The organism is Lachnoclostridium sp. Marseille-P6806 (genome assembly GCF_900625025.1).
In the GTDB taxonomy this organism is placed as follows: Bacteria; Bacillota; Clostridia; order Lachnospirales; family Lachnospiraceae; genus CAG-791.
The window spans coordinates 122,398-140,430 of record NZ_LR130575.1 but is presented as its reverse complement, the minus strand read 5'-3'; the positions used below and the strand labels follow the sequence as shown (position 1 = coordinate 140,430).

General features: G+C 61.8%; 12 protein-coding genes. All 12 read right to left on the bottom strand.

Translation table 11 applies throughout. The annotated features are described in order from the left end of the window. Positions 1-14: 14 nt before the first annotated feature. Positions 15-560 carry a peptide deformylase gene (def, locus tag E0E20_RS02970; RefSeq protein ID WP_130836599.1) on the bottom strand — a complete coding sequence of 182 codons (546 nt, stop codon included), beginning with the start codon at positions 558-560 and terminating at the stop codon, positions 15-17. Between the two features lie 50 nt (positions 561-610). Next, on the bottom strand, positions 611-2,929 hold the full coding sequence (gene priA, locus E0E20_RS02965) for a replication restart helicase PriA (RefSeq protein ID WP_242622633.1): 2,319 nt from the start codon (positions 2,927-2,929) through the stop codon (positions 611-613). A gap of 57 nt (positions 2,930-2,986) precedes the next feature. After that, positions 2,987-4,513, bottom strand: a complete 1,527-nt coding sequence (locus E0E20_RS02960) for a UDP-N-acetylmuramoyl-L-alanyl-D-glutamate--2,6-diaminopimelate ligase (RefSeq protein ID WP_130836598.1) — start codon at positions 4,511-4,513, stop codon at positions 2,987-2,989. 189 nt (positions 4,514-4,702) lie between these two features. After that, complete coding sequence (locus tag E0E20_RS02955; RefSeq protein WP_165443952.1) at positions 4,703-5,677, bottom strand: 1-phosphofructokinase family hexose kinase; 975 nt, start codon at positions 5,675-5,677, stop codon at positions 4,703-4,705. Between the two features lie 35 nt (positions 5,678-5,712). Further along, positions 5,713-7,575, bottom strand: a complete 1,863-nt coding sequence (recJ, locus tag E0E20_RS02950; RefSeq protein ID WP_130836596.1) for a single-stranded-DNA-specific exonuclease RecJ — start codon at positions 7,573-7,575, stop codon at positions 5,713-5,715. Between the two features lie 101 nt (positions 7,576-7,676). Continuing rightward, positions 7,677-9,992 carry a protein translocase subunit SecD gene (secD, locus tag E0E20_RS02945; protein ID WP_130836595.1) on the bottom strand — a complete coding sequence of 772 codons (2,316 nt, stop codon included), beginning with the start codon at positions 9,990-9,992 and terminating at the stop codon, positions 7,677-7,679. A gap of 67 nt (positions 9,993-10,059) precedes the next feature. Beyond that, positions 10,060-11,847, bottom strand: a complete 1,788-nt coding sequence (gene aspS / locus E0E20_RS02940) for an aspartate--tRNA ligase (RefSeq protein ID WP_278045053.1) — start codon at positions 11,845-11,847, stop codon at positions 10,060-10,062. 30 nt (positions 11,848-11,877) lie between these two features. Continuing rightward, complete coding sequence (gene hisS / locus E0E20_RS02935) at positions 11,878-13,146, bottom strand: histidine--tRNA ligase (RefSeq protein WP_130836594.1); 1,269 nt, start codon at positions 13,144-13,146, stop codon at positions 11,878-11,880. 136 nt (positions 13,147-13,282) lie between these two features. After that, a complete protein-coding gene (gene hypE, locus E0E20_RS02930; protein ID WP_130836593.1) occupies positions 13,283-14,317 on the bottom strand; it encodes a hydrogenase expression/formation protein HypE in 1,035 nt (344 codons plus the stop codon). A 4-nt stretch (positions 14,318-14,321) separates the two neighbouring features. Further along, positions 14,322-15,374 carry a hydrogenase formation protein HypD gene (hypD, locus tag E0E20_RS02925; RefSeq protein WP_130836592.1) on the bottom strand — a complete coding sequence of 351 codons (1,053 nt, stop codon included), beginning with the start codon at positions 15,372-15,374 and terminating at the stop codon, positions 14,322-14,324. Next, on the bottom strand, positions 15,355-15,648 hold the full coding sequence (locus tag E0E20_RS02920; RefSeq protein ID WP_130836591.1) for a HypC/HybG/HupF family hydrogenase formation chaperone: 294 nt from the start codon (positions 15,646-15,648) through the stop codon (positions 15,355-15,357). The genes hypD and E0E20_RS02920 overlap by 20 nt, the downstream gene beginning before the upstream one ends. 5 nt (positions 15,649-15,653) lie before the next feature. After that, positions 15,654-17,996 carry a carbamoyltransferase HypF gene (hypF, locus tag E0E20_RS02915; RefSeq protein ID WP_165443951.1) on the bottom strand — a complete coding sequence of 781 codons (2,343 nt, stop codon included), beginning with the start codon at positions 17,994-17,996 and terminating at the stop codon, positions 15,654-15,656. Positions 17,997-18,033: the final 37 nt, after the last annotated feature.

The window sequence follows — 18,033 nt, the reverse complement described above, 5'->3', positions numbered from 1 at the left end:
TGACCTCTCTGCCCTTACTCCTGATTCTGATTTTGCTGCTGAGCCTGATTCTGCTCCGAATTCTGTTCCTGCGCCTCGTTCTGCCGCGTAAGCAGCTCATTGTCGATGAGCTCACCCTCGACCAGCTCTGTGTACATATGACCGTCCAGATGATCGATCTCATGACAGAACGCCCTCGCCAGAAGCTCCGTGCCCTCGAGCTCAAGCGGCCTGCCCTCGAGGTCCATAGCCTTTACCCTGACATAAGACGGCCGCGTGACCACCCCGGACTTTCCCGGAACGGAAAGACAGCCCTCATAGCCGGTCTGCTCCCCGCTGGATTCCACGATCACGGGATTGATCAGGACAAGCGGCTGATCCTGCTCCTCCGAGCAGTCGATCACCACCATGCGCTTCAGCACGCCGATCTGCGGCGCGGCGAGGCCGACCCCGCCCGCGTCATACATGGTCTCCAGCATATCCGCCGCCATCTCACGGATGCGGGGCGTGATCTCCGCCACTTCCTTTGCCCGCTTGGACAAAACCGGGTCCCCCTCCTCACGGATACTGCGAATTGCCATAATCATACTCTCCTTTTCAAAACAAGCCGTCCCGCAGAGCGCCCGAAGCCTCAGAACGGATTCATCGGATCAAAATCAAACTGGATCTGGCAGGCTCTGCCGCGGGGAGCGCACGTGACGTTGCCGCCCTCTCCGCCTGTTCCCAGACGGCTCTCAATCCTGTCCTTATACCGAACAAGTGTATCATATTTCGGGTGTTTGATATAGACCACATAGCGGTACAGGTCGCGCGCACGGGCGAGCGCGGCCTCCGACGGCCCGAGCAGCACGGCATCTGCCCCGCCGCTCTCCTCCCTCTCCCGCTCCGCCGCAGCCCGGATCTCTCCGGCCATGGCGAGGGCGGCATCCGCATCCTCGCCCTGCACCTGCACGGCCAGCATATGGCAGACCGGCGGATAGCCAAGGAGCCTGCGGTAGCCCATTTCCTCCCGGTAAAAGCCCTCGTAGTCATGCTTCGCCGCGTAGCGCACCGCATAATTTCCGGGATCGTATGTCTGGATCACCACCTCACCCGGGCGCTCTCCCCGGCCTGCGCGTCCCGCAGCCTGCGTGAGAAGCTGAAAGGTTCTTTCCGCCGCCCGGTAATCGCCCGCATGCAGCGAGAGATCAGCCATCAGAACGCCGACCAGCGTGACCCCGGAGAAATCGTGTCCCTTGACGATCATCTGCGTCCCGATGAGAATATCCGCTTCGCCGTCCGCGAAGCGGGAGAGAATCTGCTCATGGGAATGCTTCTGCGCCGTCGTATCGGCGTCCATCCGCAGCACCCGCGTCCCGGGAAAGAGCTCCCGCACGTTCTCCTCCACGCGCTCCGTGCCGATACGGAAGCCCGCGATATAGGGAGAGCCGCACTCCGGACAGCGCCGGACTGCCGGCTGCGTATAGCCGCAGTAGTGACAGACCAGATGCCGGTCCCTGCCGTGCTCCGTAAGCGAGACGGCGCAGTGCGGGCAGAGCAGAACATGCCCGCAGGCCCTGCACGAGACGGAGCCGACCACCCCTCTCCGGTTGAGAAACAGCATGATCTGCTCATTTCTGCGAAGCCGGTCCTCCATGAGGGATTGCAGCTCCTCCGAGAAAATCGTCCGGTTCCCCTGCGCCAGCTCGCGCCGCATATCCGCAATCCGGACCGCCGGAAGACTCCCTCCCGTCAGGCGCTCCCCGAGGCGGTACATCCGGTAGCTGCCGCACTCTGCCTGGTAGCGGGATTCCATGGAGGGCGTCGCCGACCCCAGCACGACGCAGGCACCGCACAGCCCGGCGAGCCGGATCGCCGTCTCCCGCGCATGGTATTTCGGCATCGTCTCGTTCTTGTAGCTCCCCGCATGCTCCTCGTCGAGGACAATGACCCCCAGATTCGGAAACGGTGTAAACAGCGCGGAGCGGGGGCCGATCACGACATCGACCTCCCCGCGGCGGGCCCGCTCAAACTGATCGTATTTTTCCCCGTCGGACAGCGTGGAGTTCATAACCGTGACCCGGTCGCCAAAGTGTCCGTAAAAACGCAGCAGCGTCTGGTAGCTGAGCGCGATCTCCGGAATCAACATGATCGCCTGCCGTCCTCTTGCCACGGCACCCTCGATGATCCGGATGTAGACCTCTGTCTTGCCGCTGCCCGTGATGCCGTGAAGCAGAGACACCGTCGTCTTTCCCGCATCCAGATCCGCGAGCACGCCGTCCGCCGCCGCCTGCTGGCCGGCGCTCAGCACCTCCGCCGTCCGCGCTGCCTCCATCCCGCGGACCGGATTCCGCAGCGACCGCTCCGTCTCAATCTGTATGAGTCCCGCCTTTTCCGCCGCCCGGATCACCGCCGCAGTGAGATGAAGCCGAGAAACAAGGAGGGAATACGGCTGCTCCGGCGACAGGAGAAGCCCCTCGAGAAGACGCGCTCTTGCCGTCTGATGTTTTTTGCGGCAGAGCTCCAGAGCCTGCCCAGCCTCCTTTCGGGAAAGGAGGAGACACACCCTGCGGCGCTCCTCGGGGCGGGCCGCACGCCGGATCGGGAGAACGGTTTTCAGCGCCGTGATGGCTGTGCTCCCATAGGTCTCTTTCATCCACAGCGCGAGCCGCAGCGCCGTCTCTCTCGGATCCCGGGCTCCCGCCCCGTCCGGCGCATTCCCGCCGTCTTCGCAGACGGAGAGGATTTCCTTGATTCCGGATGCCGGATATCCGCACTCGCTCTTTAATTCAATGCAGTAGCCGAACCGCTCCGTATTCCCTCTTCCGAACGGAATGCGGACGCGGTCTCCGGGAGAAAGACGCCCCCGGAGAGCCTCCGGCACGCGGTAGGTAAACGGATGATCCAGCCGCTCGTGCGATATGTCAATGATGATATCCGCAAATTCTTCCCGCTCTTCCATCCGCTTCATCCCGCACCTTTCTCCGGCTCCGGCGTCCGTCCCGGAGGACCCGGAAACGGGCCGCCCTCACTCCTCCGGCTTTTCCTTAAGGATCTCCGCGATGATCTCCCTTTCATCCATCGGGTATTTCACTCCGCGGATCTCCTGATAATCCTCATGTCCCTTGCCCGCAAGCACGATGATATCTCCCGGCTCCCCGTGCTCTATCACATAGCGGATCGCCTCCCGTCGGTCGGGAATTTCCACAAACGCGCCGTCCGTCCGCCCGATGCCCGTGCGGATATCCGCAATGATCGCCATGGGCTCCTCGTTCCGGGGATTGTCGGAGGTGATGACCGTGAGGTCCGAGAGCCGCCCGCTCACCTCCCCCATCTCATAGCGCCGCTGGCGGCTCCGGTTGCCCCCGCAGCCGAAGAGACAGACCAGCCGGTGCGGCTGATAGGCCCGGAGCGTGGTGAGGAGGCTCTCCAGCGCCATCGCGTTGTGCGCATAGTCAATCATCAGCGTGAACGTATCGCTCACCGGAATCATCTCGATCCGTCCCCGCACTCTCACGCCGGGGAGAGCCGCCCGGATCTCCTCCGCCGAGACGCCGAAACGGCGCGCCACGGCGATCGCGCACAGCGCATTATACACACTGAAGCGTCCCGGCGTCGGAACCTCCGCCGAAAGGGCGAGCAGGCCCTCCGTAGAAAAGGCGATCCCCAGCTCGCCCGGCCGGTGCAGGAGGCGCAGATCTTTTGCCCGCAGATCATTTCCCTCCCCCAGTCCGAACGTCTCCACCTCACAGAGATGTCCCTCCAGAATTCCGGGGAGATGCCCGTCGTCCCCGTTGACAATGCCGATGCGGCACTGACGGAACAGCAGGCTCTTGCAGTGCATATATTCATGGAAATCCCGGTGCTCGTTCGGCCCGATATGATCCGGCTCCAGATTCGTGAATACGCCGATATCAAAGCGGAAGCCCTGCGTCCGGTGGAGCATGAGCGCCTGCGAGGAGACCTCCATCACGACAATCTCCATCCCGGCCTCCGCCATCTCCGCAAAGGTTCTCTGCAAAACCAGCGATTCCGGCGTCGTATTGGCCGCGGGGATATGTCTGTCCCCAATCACAGTCTCGATGGTTCCGATGAGCCCGACCCGGCGCCCCGCCTTCTCCAGAATGCTTTTGATGAGATAGGTCGTCGTCGTCTTTCCCTTGGTTCCGGTCACGCCGATGACACGCAGCCGCTCCGCCGGATGTCCGAACCACGCGGCGGATATAAACGCCATGGCATAGCGGGTATCCGGTACTCTTACGAGAATCAGATCTCTTTTTTTCTCCTCGGAAACCGAGGCAAGCTCGACATCCCTCCCGATCACCAGTGCTCTCGCCCCCCGCTCCGTCACCTCGGCGGCAAAATCATGACCGTTCCGGTTCGCCCCGGCGATGCAGAAAAACAGCGTGCCCTCCGCAGCGCTTCGGGAATCGTTCGTGATATCGATGATTCCGGCGCCAAGGGCCTCCTTCGCCGCGCTCCCCGAAAGCGGGCTGCCGTCCGCTCTCTCAAGCCGGTATTCCAATGTCTCAAGCAGTTCTGAAAGTTTCTTCATCCGTCGTCCCATCCTGTGTTATTTTTATAAATACTTTAGAAATTTTAGGGAATCGTTATCTCATGTACACAACTGCGTCACAATTATAGGATATTGTATTAATCAGATAGTTGAAGTGAAATTCACTATCTCCCCCCTCATAAGAAACCATTGAGAGCCATCCGGACTTCCGGGTGGCTCTCGTGGTATTCAGCTCTTCCCGCAAAACGGAAACCGTTCCGTCTTCACGTCACCCATGAGCCGCTCCGCAGTCTCCTCTGAAACAACACCGCTCTCCATGGTCGTCACATTCGCGGAGGCATAGGCCGCCGCCCGGCGAAGCGCTCTCTCCATCCGCACCGCGTCCGGCCTGTCCGGCGCGTCCGCGAGTTCCTGCACAAGAAGCGCCACCGAGACGTCCCCGCTCCCCACCGTGTTGACAACCGGAACTTCCGGCGCTGACGCGGTGATGATTTCATAGCCCTCCGGCTGCTTCACCGCCGTCATCAGTCCGCGGGAGCCGCGGGAGACCACGACGCAGGGAAGTCCTCTCTCCATCAGCGTGACAATGGCCTCCGCCAGCTCCTCCTGCCGCCGGAGCGGCTTTCCCATCAGGTATTCCAGCTCCTTTGTGTTCGGCTTAATGAGAAACGGCGCCGCCCGCACGCCCTTTGCCAGCGCCGCGCCGCTCGCATCAAGAAACATGCGCACGCCCTGCTCCTTTCCGAAGCGGATCAGCCCCGCGTAATAATCCTCCGGAAGACCGGCCGGGAGGCTCCCGGACAGAACCGCCGCCCGCGAACCGGCAAGCGCTCTCTTGAAGGAGCGCTGAAAGCGCTCCTCGCAGTTCGCGGGAACCGACGCTCCCGGCTCCAGAATTTCCGTCACGTAGCCGTCCGCCGTGAGAAGATTAAGCGTCGTCCGGGTCGCACCCGGAACCTCCGTGTAGTCGCAGAGGACGCCGAGCTCTCTCAGGTAATGCAGAATAAACCGCCCTGTAAAGCCCCCGAGAAAGCCCACGCCCGTGACCTCCTCCCCGAGCCGGCGGAGCATCTTGGTGACATTGACTCCCTTGCCGCCCGCATATTCCCGCACGGTTTCCATGCGGTTCACCCTGCCGGGGAGGAGCGATGCTCCCGTCATGGTTCTGTCAATCGCCGGATTCAGCGTAACCGTCGTAATCATAGCGCTCTCCCGCTCTGTGGCGTCTTCAAGAGAAATTATACCCTGTCTGCCTGTTTCCTGTCTAAAAACTGAAAGTCTTTCACCACAAGCTGAACCGATCGGCGCCCCCTCCATTCGTTGATGCGGGGCTCATAGGCAAGATTGGCGGCGCAGACCGCACCGTCTCCCTGCCCGCGCGAAGCGAAAGCGGATGGAGACGAAAAAGAAAGCAGCCTCTCCCACGCGCCCTGCCCGCAGGCGCCGTCAAAGCGCGCGGCAAGCATCCCGGCATTGCCGAAAAAGATGAACTCTCTCGCCTCCCCGCCCTCGTCCCGGGCTAAGAAGCGCACCGCCCGCTCGGAGTGCCCGAGGAGCGCCGCGCCGATGATACGGATATTCCGGCAGACAAAAAGCGCCGGAGAATTCTCATTCCCGCAGGGCTCCAGCCGCCCCAGCTCCTCCGCCAGCGCAGGCGTGACCTGCCCGGGCGGCAGCTCCAGATCGAGATGCAGCTCCGTGCACAGATCGTCCTCGGAAAGGCCGCAGCATTCGTTCAGACGGAGGCGGAGCGCTTCGGCGTTTTCCGCCCGGAGCGTGAGTCCGCCGGCCTTTCTGTGCCCTCCAAACTGAATCAGGAGCTCCCTGCAGGCCTGCATTCCCGCATACATGTCATAGGCCTCGATGGAGCGCCCCGAGCCTTTGAGCATTCCCTCCTCCGCACTGTCCGTGAGAACAAACACCGGTCTTTCGTAGCGCTCGCGCAGCTTCCCGGCGACGATCCCCGCGAGGGACTGATGGCAGTCCGGCAGAACAAGCACCAGCACAAAATCCCGGAGCAGCCGCTTTCTCTTAATGTACTCCTCCGCGCTCTCCATGCTCTTTTCCTGCATGGCACGACGCTCCTCATTGAGCCTGCGAAGTTCTGCGGCAGCCGTCACCGGATCGACGCCGCTCTCCTTACTGTCAAACAAATTGAGGGCGCGCTGCGCCGAGTCCAGTCTTCCGGAGGCGTTGAGGCAGGGGCCGAGGATAAAGCCCGCATGAAACGGGCGAAGCGTGCTCTCCTCCAGCTCATTGGCCCGAAGCAGCGCCCGGAGGCCCGGATTTTCCGTCTCTTCCGCCGCCCGCAGCCCCTCCCGGACAAGAATGCGGTTTTCTCCCCGGAGCGGCATGACGTCACAGACCGTCGCGATCGCACAGAATGCGAGCAGCTCCCGCATAAGTCCCTGGGCTCCCGCCTGTCCCGCGCTCTCTCCCCGCAGCGCGCAGATGAGTTTCCATGCCACGGCCGCGCCGCAGAGCTCCGGAAACGGATAGAGATTTTCTTCGGTCCCGGGCTTTTTGAGCTTCGGCTCGACGATGACATCGGCCTCCGGCAGACAGTACTCCCTTTGCCTGTCCGCATCGGTCACAAAAGGAATCTCATGGTGATCCGTCACAATCACCGTCATGCCGAGCTCCTTTGCCCGATGAACTGCCTCTGCCGCCGCAATTCCGTTGTCGCAGGTGATGATCATGCGTATGCCCTCGCCGGCCGCCCGCTCGATCATTTCCGTATTCAGGCCGTAGCCGTCCCGGATACGGTCCGGAAGCACTGCGTCTGCGCGGGCTCCCTGCTCCCGGAGCCCGCGCAGCAGTATGTAGGATGAACAGATCCCGTCCACATCGTAGTCTCCGATGATGCGGACCGGCTCCCCGGCGCTTATTTTTTCCCTGAGCAGGCGCACGGCGGAAGGTATGTCCGGAAGCCGCAGCGGATCAATCAGAGCCTCCGTCCCACCCTCCAGATAGCGGCGGGTTTCCTCCTCACCGACCGCTCCCCGGTTCCGTATCAGTCTTGCCAGCACCGGCGAAATTCCGCAGGCTGCGCCGATCGCCGCAAAGTCGCCGCCCCGGCGGGCGATAAACCATTTGGCCATGCTCCTCCTTTACGGTAAAAAGGGGGCTGCAGAAGCTGCATCCCCCGTACCGACAGTCCATGTGTTCTGCGGATGCGCTGCTCTCTGCCGGCAGCCTCCGCTTACTTTGTTTTCTTATCTTTCCTGCCGTCTTTTCCGCCTGCGCCGGCTTCTCCCGAAGCAGCGACCGCGGCCGGCTTCTTTGCCCTGACTTTCGCCGCATGACGCCGAAGCACAAACCAGAACGCGCTCGCCAGACAGATGGAGGAATAGGTTCCGCTGATCACGCCGACACCGATCGGGAGTGCAAATTCACGGATGGAGGACACACCGAAAATATACAGCACAAAGACCATGAAGAACGTCGTCAGCGAGGTGAAAATACTCCGCGAGAGCGTCTGCGTGATGCTTCTGTCCGCGATGGTCTCAAGATCTCCGCTGCCGTAAATCTGCAGGTTCTCGCGGACACGGTCGAAGATGACGATCGTGGCGTTGATGGAATATCCGACGATGGTCAGCATGCAGGCGATAAAGGTGCTGCCGACCGGAACCCGGAGCAGCGCATAGCAGGCAAGCACGACCAGAACATCATGCGCAAGAGCCGCCACCGATGAGACGCCGAACCTCGCATCCTTAAAGCGGAACCAGATATAGAGCAGCATCAGGGCCATGGCAATCAGAACCGCCGAGAGTGCGTCGCTCTTCATCTCCCTGCTGATGGTCGAGCTGATGGTCTCGGACTGGATATCCGTCTCCGGAATAGAGAACTGCTCCTCCAGCGCGGAATCGAGCTTCTCGCGTTCCTCCACACGCAGCGTGCGGGTCTTGAAGATGACCTGATTGCTGTTCGCCACCGTCTGCACCTGCACATTGGCGTCTCCAGTCACGCTCTGGAAAACCGGAACAACCTCGGCATCCAACTCGTCCAGCGTGTATTGTCTGTCAAAGGTGACGCTGGTGCTGGTTCCGCCGACAAAATCCAGACTGTAATTCAGCGCCCGTTCCCCTCTTGCCGCATGGAAGAACATGCCGGCAAAGCCGGCCAGAATGACCAGCGCGGAGGCCGCAAAGAATATCCTGCGTCTGCCGATGAATTTCACCGGATCGTGCTCTCTGCCGACGCCGTAGAAACGGAGATCCTTAAAGCCCAGCGCATAAGCGGCTTTCATCAGGAGCTTTGTCACAAACAGAGCGGTGAACATGGAAAGGATGATACCGATGGCAAGCGTCTGTGCAAAGCCCTTGACCGTTCCGGAGCCGCGCAGTCCCAGCACAGCCGCCGCGATCAGCGTTGTGACATTGCCGTCAATGATGGCGGACAGCGCCTTGCTGTAACCGATGTTCATCGCGGAGGACACCGTCTTGCCGGTTGCCAGCTCCTCGCGGATGCGGGCGAAGATAATGCAGTTCGCGTCGACCGCCATACCGATGGAAAGCAGGATTCCCGCTATGCCGGGGAGGGTCAGCGTCACCTCAAAGGCATTGAGAATCAGAATCATCAGGAACGTATAAAACAGCAGGGCGAGACTTGCGCACAGTCCCGGCAGCCAGTACACCACGCACATGAACACCACGACCAGAATGAGTCCCACGACGCCCGCTTTGAGAGAGGTATCAATCGCGTTCTGACCGAGCTGCGCGCCGACTACGTTGGATCGAAGCTCCTCCAGCTCCACCTTGAGACCGCCGATGCGGATGGTGGACGCCAGCTCCCTCGCGTCCTCGATGGTGGATTCGCCGGTGATCACCGCCTGCCCGTTCGTGATGGCCGCCTGCACTCTCGGAACGCTGATGAATTCCCCATCATAATAAATGCCGATGGATTCGCCTTTTCCGTACGCGCTCGTAGTCGCGTCCGCGAACTTCTTCGCGCCGTCGTCGGTAAAGGTCAGCTCCACGACAATTTCCTGATTGCTCATGGAGTCGTTCTGATATCCCGCCTGCGCATCCGCGACATCCGTCCCGGAGAGAACGGCGTCGCCGGTCTCGATGATATCGTCAAGGCTTCGCGTCAGCTCGTACTGATAGGTCGACGAATTCATCTGGTAGTTGGCGTTTCCGTCCGCGTCCGTCTGCCGGATAAAATACAGCGAGCCCGGCTTTCCCAGATCCTCCAGAATGGAGTTTGCATCCGTCACGCCCGGGATCTCAATATTGACCCGGTCGTCACCCTCCTTGTAGACCTGCGCCTCCGTGCTGTACTGCTCCACACGCTTCTGGAGCTTGTAGACGGTGTCATCCATATCCTCGGCCGAGGGCGTTTCCTCCCCCACCGCCTGATAGGTGATGCTGACGCCGCCCGCCAGATCGAGGCCGAGCCTGATGTCATAGATGGATCCGCTGCCCTCGAGGCCGATACCCACGAGCGCAAGATATCCCGCGCCGATAAAGAGCACAACCGCAAGAAGCAGAGCGATGACTGCATTTCTCTTTTTCATTTCCAGTCTCCATTTCCGGTACAAAATGTTGATGCGATATATGGGACGCGCTGCCGCGCCGTCCGTCTCAAAGCTCCTCTGCTCCGTCGTCCGCACAGCGGATATGAAGCTCGCGGAGCTGCTCGTCCGTAACCTCCGACGGGGCTCCCATCATGATATCCTGCGCGTTTTTGTTCATCGGGAACGGAATGATCTCGCGGATGGAATCCTCACCCGCCAGCAGCATGACCATCCGGTCCACTCCGGGAGCAATGCCGGCGTGCGGCGGAGCGCCGTAGGTGAACGCATGATACATGGCCGGGAACTTCTGCCGGACATCCTCCTCTCCGAGCCGCACCATCTCAAAAGCCCTGACCATGATCTCCGGATCATGGTTCCGCACGGCGCCGGAGGACAGCTCCACGCCGTTCACAACCAGATCGTACTGATCCGCCGTGATCGCAAGCGGATCGATTTCCCCGCGCTCCGCCCGCAGCAGCGTCTCAAGGCCGCCGCTCGGCATGGAGAACGGATTGTGACAGAATTCCAGCTCGCCGGACTCCTCTCCCATTTCATACATCGGGAAATCGACGATCCAGCAGAATGCGTACTGTTCCTTGTCCATATGGCCGGGCACGGCCGCTCCCAGCGTTTTGACAAGCACGCCGGCCGTCTTCTGCGCCTGCGTGCGCTTTCCTGCGGAGAGCGCGACAAAATCACCGTTTTTCAGGCCGAGCGCCCGAATAACGGCATCCTTTACAGGCTCCGCAAATTTGGCGACGCCCCCTGTCAGAACGCCGTTTTCGTCCACACGGAACCAGTAAGGCTTCGCGCCGGCCTGCACCTCGACCTCGCCCAGCGTCCTGTCAATGAATTTGCGCGTCCCCTCAAAGCCGGAGACGACGACCGCCTTGATCACGGCACCCGGCTCATCAAAGGGCCCGAAGCCGCAGCCCGAAAGAAGCTCCGTGGCATCCTGCACGGTCAGATCGATACGCAGATCCGGCTTGTCCGAGCCGTACTTCTCCATCGCCTCAAGATACGGAATCCTCCGGAACGGCGCGCCGGACGCGCGGTCATAAATCCCATATTCCGCAAAGATCGGGGGAAGAACATCCTCGATCACGGAAAAGACATCCTCCTGCGAGGCGAACGCCATCTCCATATCGAGCTGATAAAACTCTCCCGGCGAACGATCCCCCCGCGCATCCTCATCCCTAAAGCAGGGAGCGATCTGAAAATAGCGGTCGAAGCCCGCCGTCATAAGAAGCTGCTTGAACTGCTGCGGCGCCTGCGGCAGAGCATAGAACTTTCCCGGGTGCTTGCGGGCCGGCACGAGATAATCCCGCGCCCCCTCCGGAGAGCTTGCCGTGAGAATCGGCGTCGTGATTTCCAGAAAGCCGTGCTCCGTCATGGCCTGCCGGAGCGCAGAAACCACCCGGCAGCGAAGCAGAATGTTTTTCTTCACCTCCGGGTTGCGCAGATCGAGATAGCGATAGCGAAGACGAAGCGACTCATCCGCCTCACGGCTGTGATTGATTTCAAAAGGAAGCTCCGCATTGCGGCAGCGCCCGAGAACCTTTACGGACGAGGGCAGCACCTCAATATCTCCGGTCGCCTGCTTCGGATTCTTGCTGGAGCGCTCCCGGACCGTCCCCGTCACCTGAATTGTGGATTCTTTCGTGATGTCGCGGAACGCCTCCATCATTTCGGGTGTCTCCGCGACGATCTGTGTGGTTCCGTAAAAATCACGCAGAACGATAAACGCCAGCGTTCCCGCGACGGCACGCATATTTTCGAGCCATCCGACGAGCGCGACTTCCTTTCCCGCATCGGCCATGCGCAGCTCTCCGCATGTATGTGTTCTGCTCTGCACTGCTTTCTCCTCCTTGACAACAGCGGTTTTTCAGCGGATCGGATCCGCATAGAATTCCTCAAAGCCGGTATAGCCCTGCTCCGTGAGCGCCTGCTTCTGGAACTTCTTGTTCTTGTTCATGCGGACAACCAGAACGCTCCGTCCGGCCTCCCGCTCTTTCTGCGCCCGGGCTATCGCCTCCCGGAGCTTTTCCACCGGAAGCCCCTTTTCCAGCAGATAGCAGATCTTTTCCGCGGCTCCCGGGATTTTGAAATTCCGTTCCATCAGAATCAGGATGATCCGCTCAAAGCCGATGGAAAAGCCGCAGGCCGGAACCTCCCGCCCGATGAATTTCCCGACCATGCCGTCGTAGCGCCCGCCCCCGCCGCAGCTTATGCCGAGCTCCGGCATGGCGATCTCGAAGATCGTTCCCGTGTAATAGCTCATCCCCCGGACGATCGTGGGGTCAAATACCAGCGAAAACTCCGCCTGCCGGGTCGCCTCAACCGTCTCGATGGTCTCCCGGAGATTCGGTATCACATCCCCGCCGATGCAGCCCGCGAGCTCTCTCTCCAGAAAAGCGAGCTTATCCGCCGCGCTCTCAAGGCCGTCCATCCCGCAGAACAGCGCGATATAGCGGTTCGCGCTCTCCTCGCCGAAGCCCCCCGCGATCAGCTCCTCCCGCACGCCGTCCCGTCCGATCTTATCCATTTTATCGAGGATGATGAACACCTCGTCACAGCGGTCCTCCGGAAAGCCGCTGTATCCGGCCATCGCTTTCAGGATGCGGCGCTCATTGATGCGGATCTGGAACCCCCGGAAGCCGAGACGCCCGAGCGTCGTCGTCGTGGCGAGAATCAGCTCGATTTCCGCAAGATTCGTCGGCTCGCCGATGATGTCGATATCGCACTGCATAAACTGACGGTATCTGCCTTTCTGCGGCCGGTCAGCACGCCAGACATTTCCCATCTGCAGTGCCTTGAACGGGGACGGCAGCTCATTTTCATGCGCCGAAAAGTAGCGGACCAGCGGAACCGTGAGATCATAGCGAAGTCCCCCGTCCACAAGCTCCTGCTCCGTCGGCTGCGCATCGAGCTTCAGCTTTTCGCCTCTCTTGAGAATCTTGAAAATCAGCTTCTCATTGTCGCCGCCGCTCTTGCTCGTCAGGTTCTCAATGCTTTCCACGCAGGGCGTTTCAATGCCCTGAAAGCCGAATTCCGCGTAGGTTTTCTTGATGACAGAAATACAATAATCCCGGATCTCCATCTCTCCGGGCATAATATCTTTCATGCCGGTGACCGGCTTTTTCGTCAATGCCATTTCCACCCTCTTCCAGAAAACAGAACCAGTCCGCCGCGGCGCTACGCACAACGCCGGTCCGCGGACACCGTACTATATTACAATGATTTTCCGGCCGGTGCAACGCCTGCCCGCCGGAAGCTCCGGACAGACTCTGTCAGCAGATCCGGGGCAGTCCCTCCCCGTAGAGCGGGCCGAGGACTCTGCGCCCCCCGATCGCTGTCTGCAGGAGGAGAAGCGGCTCCTCTCCCTCGGGGACCGCACGGCAAAAGCCGATCCGCTCCGCGCGCTCCCCGTACCGGCTGCCGCGGACAAGCGCCAGCGCTCGCTCCGCGTCCTCGGGAGCGACGGCGATCACCAGCTTTCCCTCGTTGCCCATATACAGCGGATCAAGGCCCATGATCCCGCAGAAATCTGCAACCTCGCGCTGCACAGGCAGCCGGTTTTCCTCCACCGTGATCTGGAGACCTGCGGCCCGTGCCGATTCGCCGAGCACCGTCGCCAGTCCGCCGCGCGTCACGTCGCGCATCGCATGGACCCGCACTCCGGAGCGGAGGAGACGCCCTGCCATATCCCCGAGCGGCGCGTTGTCGCTGAAAAGAGAAGCGTTCTCCAGTCCCATCCGTCCGGCCATGATCGCCGCGTGATGCTCCCCCAGCGTCCCCGACACCAGAATGACGTCGCCGTCCTCGATATGCGCCGCGCCGAGCTCGGTCCGTCCCTCCGGGATAAAGCCGACACCCGCCGTGTTGATCATAAGTCCGCTCTGCAAAATCCCGCCCCGCTGCCGCCGGGGCTCGACCACCTTAGTATCCCCCGTCACAATCAGAACGCCGGCCTCCCTCGCGGTCTCCGCCATGGACTGCACGACGGCCCGGAGCTCGGAAAGCGCCAGTCCCTCCTCAAGAATAAAGCCGGCCGTGAGATACCGGGGCTCCGCACCGCTCGTCAGAAGATCGTTGACGGTGCCGCAGACGCTCAGTCTCCCGATATCGCCGCCCGGAAAGCGGTGCGGCGACACCACAAAGCTGTCGGTCGTCATGGCAATCCTGCCAGAGCCGGGAAGAACGCTCGCATCCTCCATGCGGTCAAGATATTCGTTGTGAAAGGCCTCTGCGAACAGCTCCGCAATGAGGCGGCCCGTCGCATCGCCTCCGCTCCCGTGCGCCATGGTGATCACCGGCTCCTGCATGACCTTATTTCCCCTTTCTTCCCGAAATGAAGTAATTGAAGCAGGCCCCCTCCTGCGAGACCATGCAGGCCCCGCGGGGATCCTGCGGCGTACACGCCGCGCCGAACAGCGGGCAGCCGGTCGGCGGGATCCGTCCCGTAAGAACCGACGCGCACTGACAGCCGTTCCCGGCCCGATCCTCCACGAGTCCCGCACTGCCGGCATCCCTGTCCCGGGCGCTCTCCCTGAGACAGAGTCCGGAGCCGGGAATGTTTCCCATGCCGCGCCACACGGCGTCACAGGGCCGGAACCACCGCCGGATAAGCTGCTGCGCCTCCCGGTTTCCCTCCGGCTTCACCACCGTCCGGTACAGATTCTCGACCGTCCCCCTGCCCCGGAGCTGCACAAGGCGGCAGATCGAGGCCAGAAGCTGCTCCCCCGTAAAGCCCGAGACGACGAAAGGCACGCCGAAGCGCTCCGCCGTCCCCCGGAACAGCTCATAGCCCGTCACGGCGCAGACATGTCCCGGCGCGAGAAAGCCGCCGATTGAGACCCCGGCATCGAGGCAGACACGCTCCATGACCGCCGGCATCGTTTTCAGCGAGGTCAGAAGCCGGATATTCCGTATGCCCCTCCTCTCCGCCTCCTCGAGGAGCAGCGCATAGACCGGAGCCGTCGTCTCAAAGCCCACCGCGGCAAAAACATAACAGCGCCCGGGATCCGCCGCCGCAAGATCGAGCATCTGCGCCGGGGAATAGACCACGATCACCTTTCCTCCGTCCGCCTTTGTCTCCGCAAGGCTTCTTCCCGAGCCTTTCACCCGGAGAAGATCGCCAAAGGACACAACGACCGTGTCCGGCTCCATGGCAAGCTCGGTCAGGCGGTCGATATAGGACGACACCGTCACGCAGACAGGACAGCCCGGCCCCGAAATCAGACGGATCCCCGGAGACAGGAGCGAGGGGATCCCGTTTCTTGCAATGGCGGCCGTGTGGGAGCCGCAGACCTCCATGATGCGCATCTCCGGACCGTCGTACGTCCGGAGAAATTCCGTAATTTCATCCAGCGTACGCATCATGTACGGCCCCGTTCTCCGACCGGTCCCCATACCGTCCCGGTCTTTCTTTCATATCCTCTTCCGTCAGCGCCGCAAGCTCCGCAAAGAGCTTTTCCGTCTCATCCGCCTCCTCCGGCGGAAGAACCTGCATAATGCAGCCCGCGTGCACCAGTACCCGATCCCCCGCGCGGACCGGAACAAGGCCGGTGAGGGCCTCCACCTCCGTCCCCGTGAAATCCACAACCGCGCTGTGAGGACGCACTTCACGGACAATTCCCGGATAACAAACGCACATATGTCCTACTCTCCCTTTTCTCCGCTGTAAAAACCGGCGAGCCACGCCTGTCCGAGCGCCAGTCCTCCGTCGTTTCCCGGAATCTGTTCATTCCGGTATACGGAAAATCCCCGCCCCCGCAGATATGCCGACAGCCGCCTTAAAAACAGCCGGTTGACGAACACCCCGCCTCCAAGGACAATCCGCCGCTCTCCCGCTTCACCGGCAATGCGCTCCGCAAGCGCCCCCGCCGCGCGCGCAAGCGCCTCATGAAACTCGAGAGCACACTCGCCGGCCGTAGCGCCGGATTCACGAAGAGAGAGGATCCTATGCACAAGCGACAGCTGATCCAGAAGCCAGCGGCCGTCCTCCGCAGAACGAAAAAGCTTCACCTCCGGAAGAAGCGGATATTCTCTTCCTCCCCCGCCCGGTCCGCGGCTTTCATATTCCCACGCGGCCTTTTCAAGCGCGGACGCACACTCTCCCTCATAGCTGTTTTCCTGCCGTATCCCGAGGAGGGAGCTCATCGCGTCAAAGAGCCGTCCCGCGCTGGTGCTGCGGATCGTATTTTCGCCGCTTCGGAGGGCCGCAGCCGTCAGAGGCTCTGCCGTCCTCTCTCCCAGCGCCGCGCGGTAGCAGTCCGCCGCCAGAGACGCGCGGAAAGAAACGCTGTCGCCCCCCATAAGAAGAACCGGAGAAAGCGACCCCCTCCTCTCCATCGTCCCCCCGCGGCAAAGGAGAAACTCACCGCCCCAGAGCGCGCCGTCCGTGCCGTATCCGGTTCCGTCAAAGGCGATGCCCAGCGCGGAGAGCAGCCCGTGCTCCGCCATCACCGAGGCACAGTGAGCGTGATGGTGCTGCACCCGGACAAGCGGGATGCCGCGCGCCCGGGCGTAGCGCTCCGCAAAGGCCGACGAGTGGTAGCCCGAATGCAGATCGCAGACCGCAAGCTCCGGCTCCGCGGAAAAAAGAGCCTCCATCGCTCTCTCCTCCCGGCTGTAATTCCGGAAAATATCATAGTGCTCCAGATCGCCAAAATACTGAGAGAGAATCGCGCGGACGCCGCGCCGGAGAGCAAAGGCGCTTTTCAGATCGCCTCCCGCCGCAAAGATCGTCCGCCTGCTCCTCTGCGGGGCGTCCCCCTCTCCGGGCAGCTCCCGGAGAAAGACCGGAAAGGGTACGTAGCCCCGGCTCCTCCGGATCATGCAGATTCCGCCGTCCTCCTCCGCCCGGATCACCGAGTCGTCGAGCGGACGCAGAATCTCCCGCCGGTGATACAGCACAGCGTCCGGCCGCACCGCGCAGACCGGCCCGAGAAACGTCTCGTCCCGGATCGGAATCGGCTCTCCCGTGCGGTTGGCGCTGGTCACGACCATGGCCGGAATTTCTCCGGCAAGGAGGCGATGGACACCCGTAGAGGGAAGCATCAGTCCGAGAAAACGGCTGCCGCTGCTCACCACGTCCTCCCCGCCGTCGGCCTCATCGGTCTCCTCGGAGCTTCTTTCAACGAGAACAATGGGACGAGCCGCAGAGGAAAGCAGCTCCTTTTCCCTCTCGCTCAGCAGGGCAAGAGCCTCCGCCGCGCGAAGATCCGGCACCATGACGGCAAAGGGCTTCTTCTCCCTGCCCTTGAGCTCCCGGATGCGGAACACCGCTGCGCGATCGTCCGCCCGGCACAGGAGCTGATAGCCGCCGATTCCCTTCACGGCGAGAATCCCCCCGCCCCGCAGCAGGCGAACCGCCTCCCGCATTGCCTCTTCGCCGGAGATGTCCTCCCCGACGCCGTACCGCCGCAGAAGCATCTGCGGCCCGCAGCCGTGGCAGGAAATCGTCTGCGCATGCCGCCGTCTTCCGGCGGCATGGTATTCCGCCCCGCAGGACGGACACATGGAGAACGGCGTCATGGCAGTTGTCTCCCGGTCATACGGAAAACGCTTCAGAATGCTGTAACGAGGCCCGCAGGAAACGCAGCTGATCAAAGGATAACGGTATCGCCGGTCTCCAGGAGAGAGCAGCTCCCGCTCACAGGCGCGGCAGAGCGCCAGATCAGGCGGAAACACCGGAAGCTCAGAGCCCCCCTCCTCAAGCGTATCCTCCGTACTCTCCTCAATCCGAAAGCCCGGCGGCAGCTCTCCCTCTCCCGGCGTCTCCTCTGCTCCCAGCACGACGCCGCCCGGCGGAACCTCCTGCACAAGGCTCCGACGGAACTGACGGAGCGCGGCGGACTCGCCCGCCGCTTCGATCTCCACAACGCCGCCGGCATTGCGGACCGTCCCCCGCACATGGAGACGCTCCGCCAGTCCGACGACAAAGGGGCGATACCCGATTCCCTGTACCGCCCCCGTTACTCTGATATGTAGTCTCAGCATCCGATTTCCTGTCATCCTGTCCCTGCTCCCCCGCAGT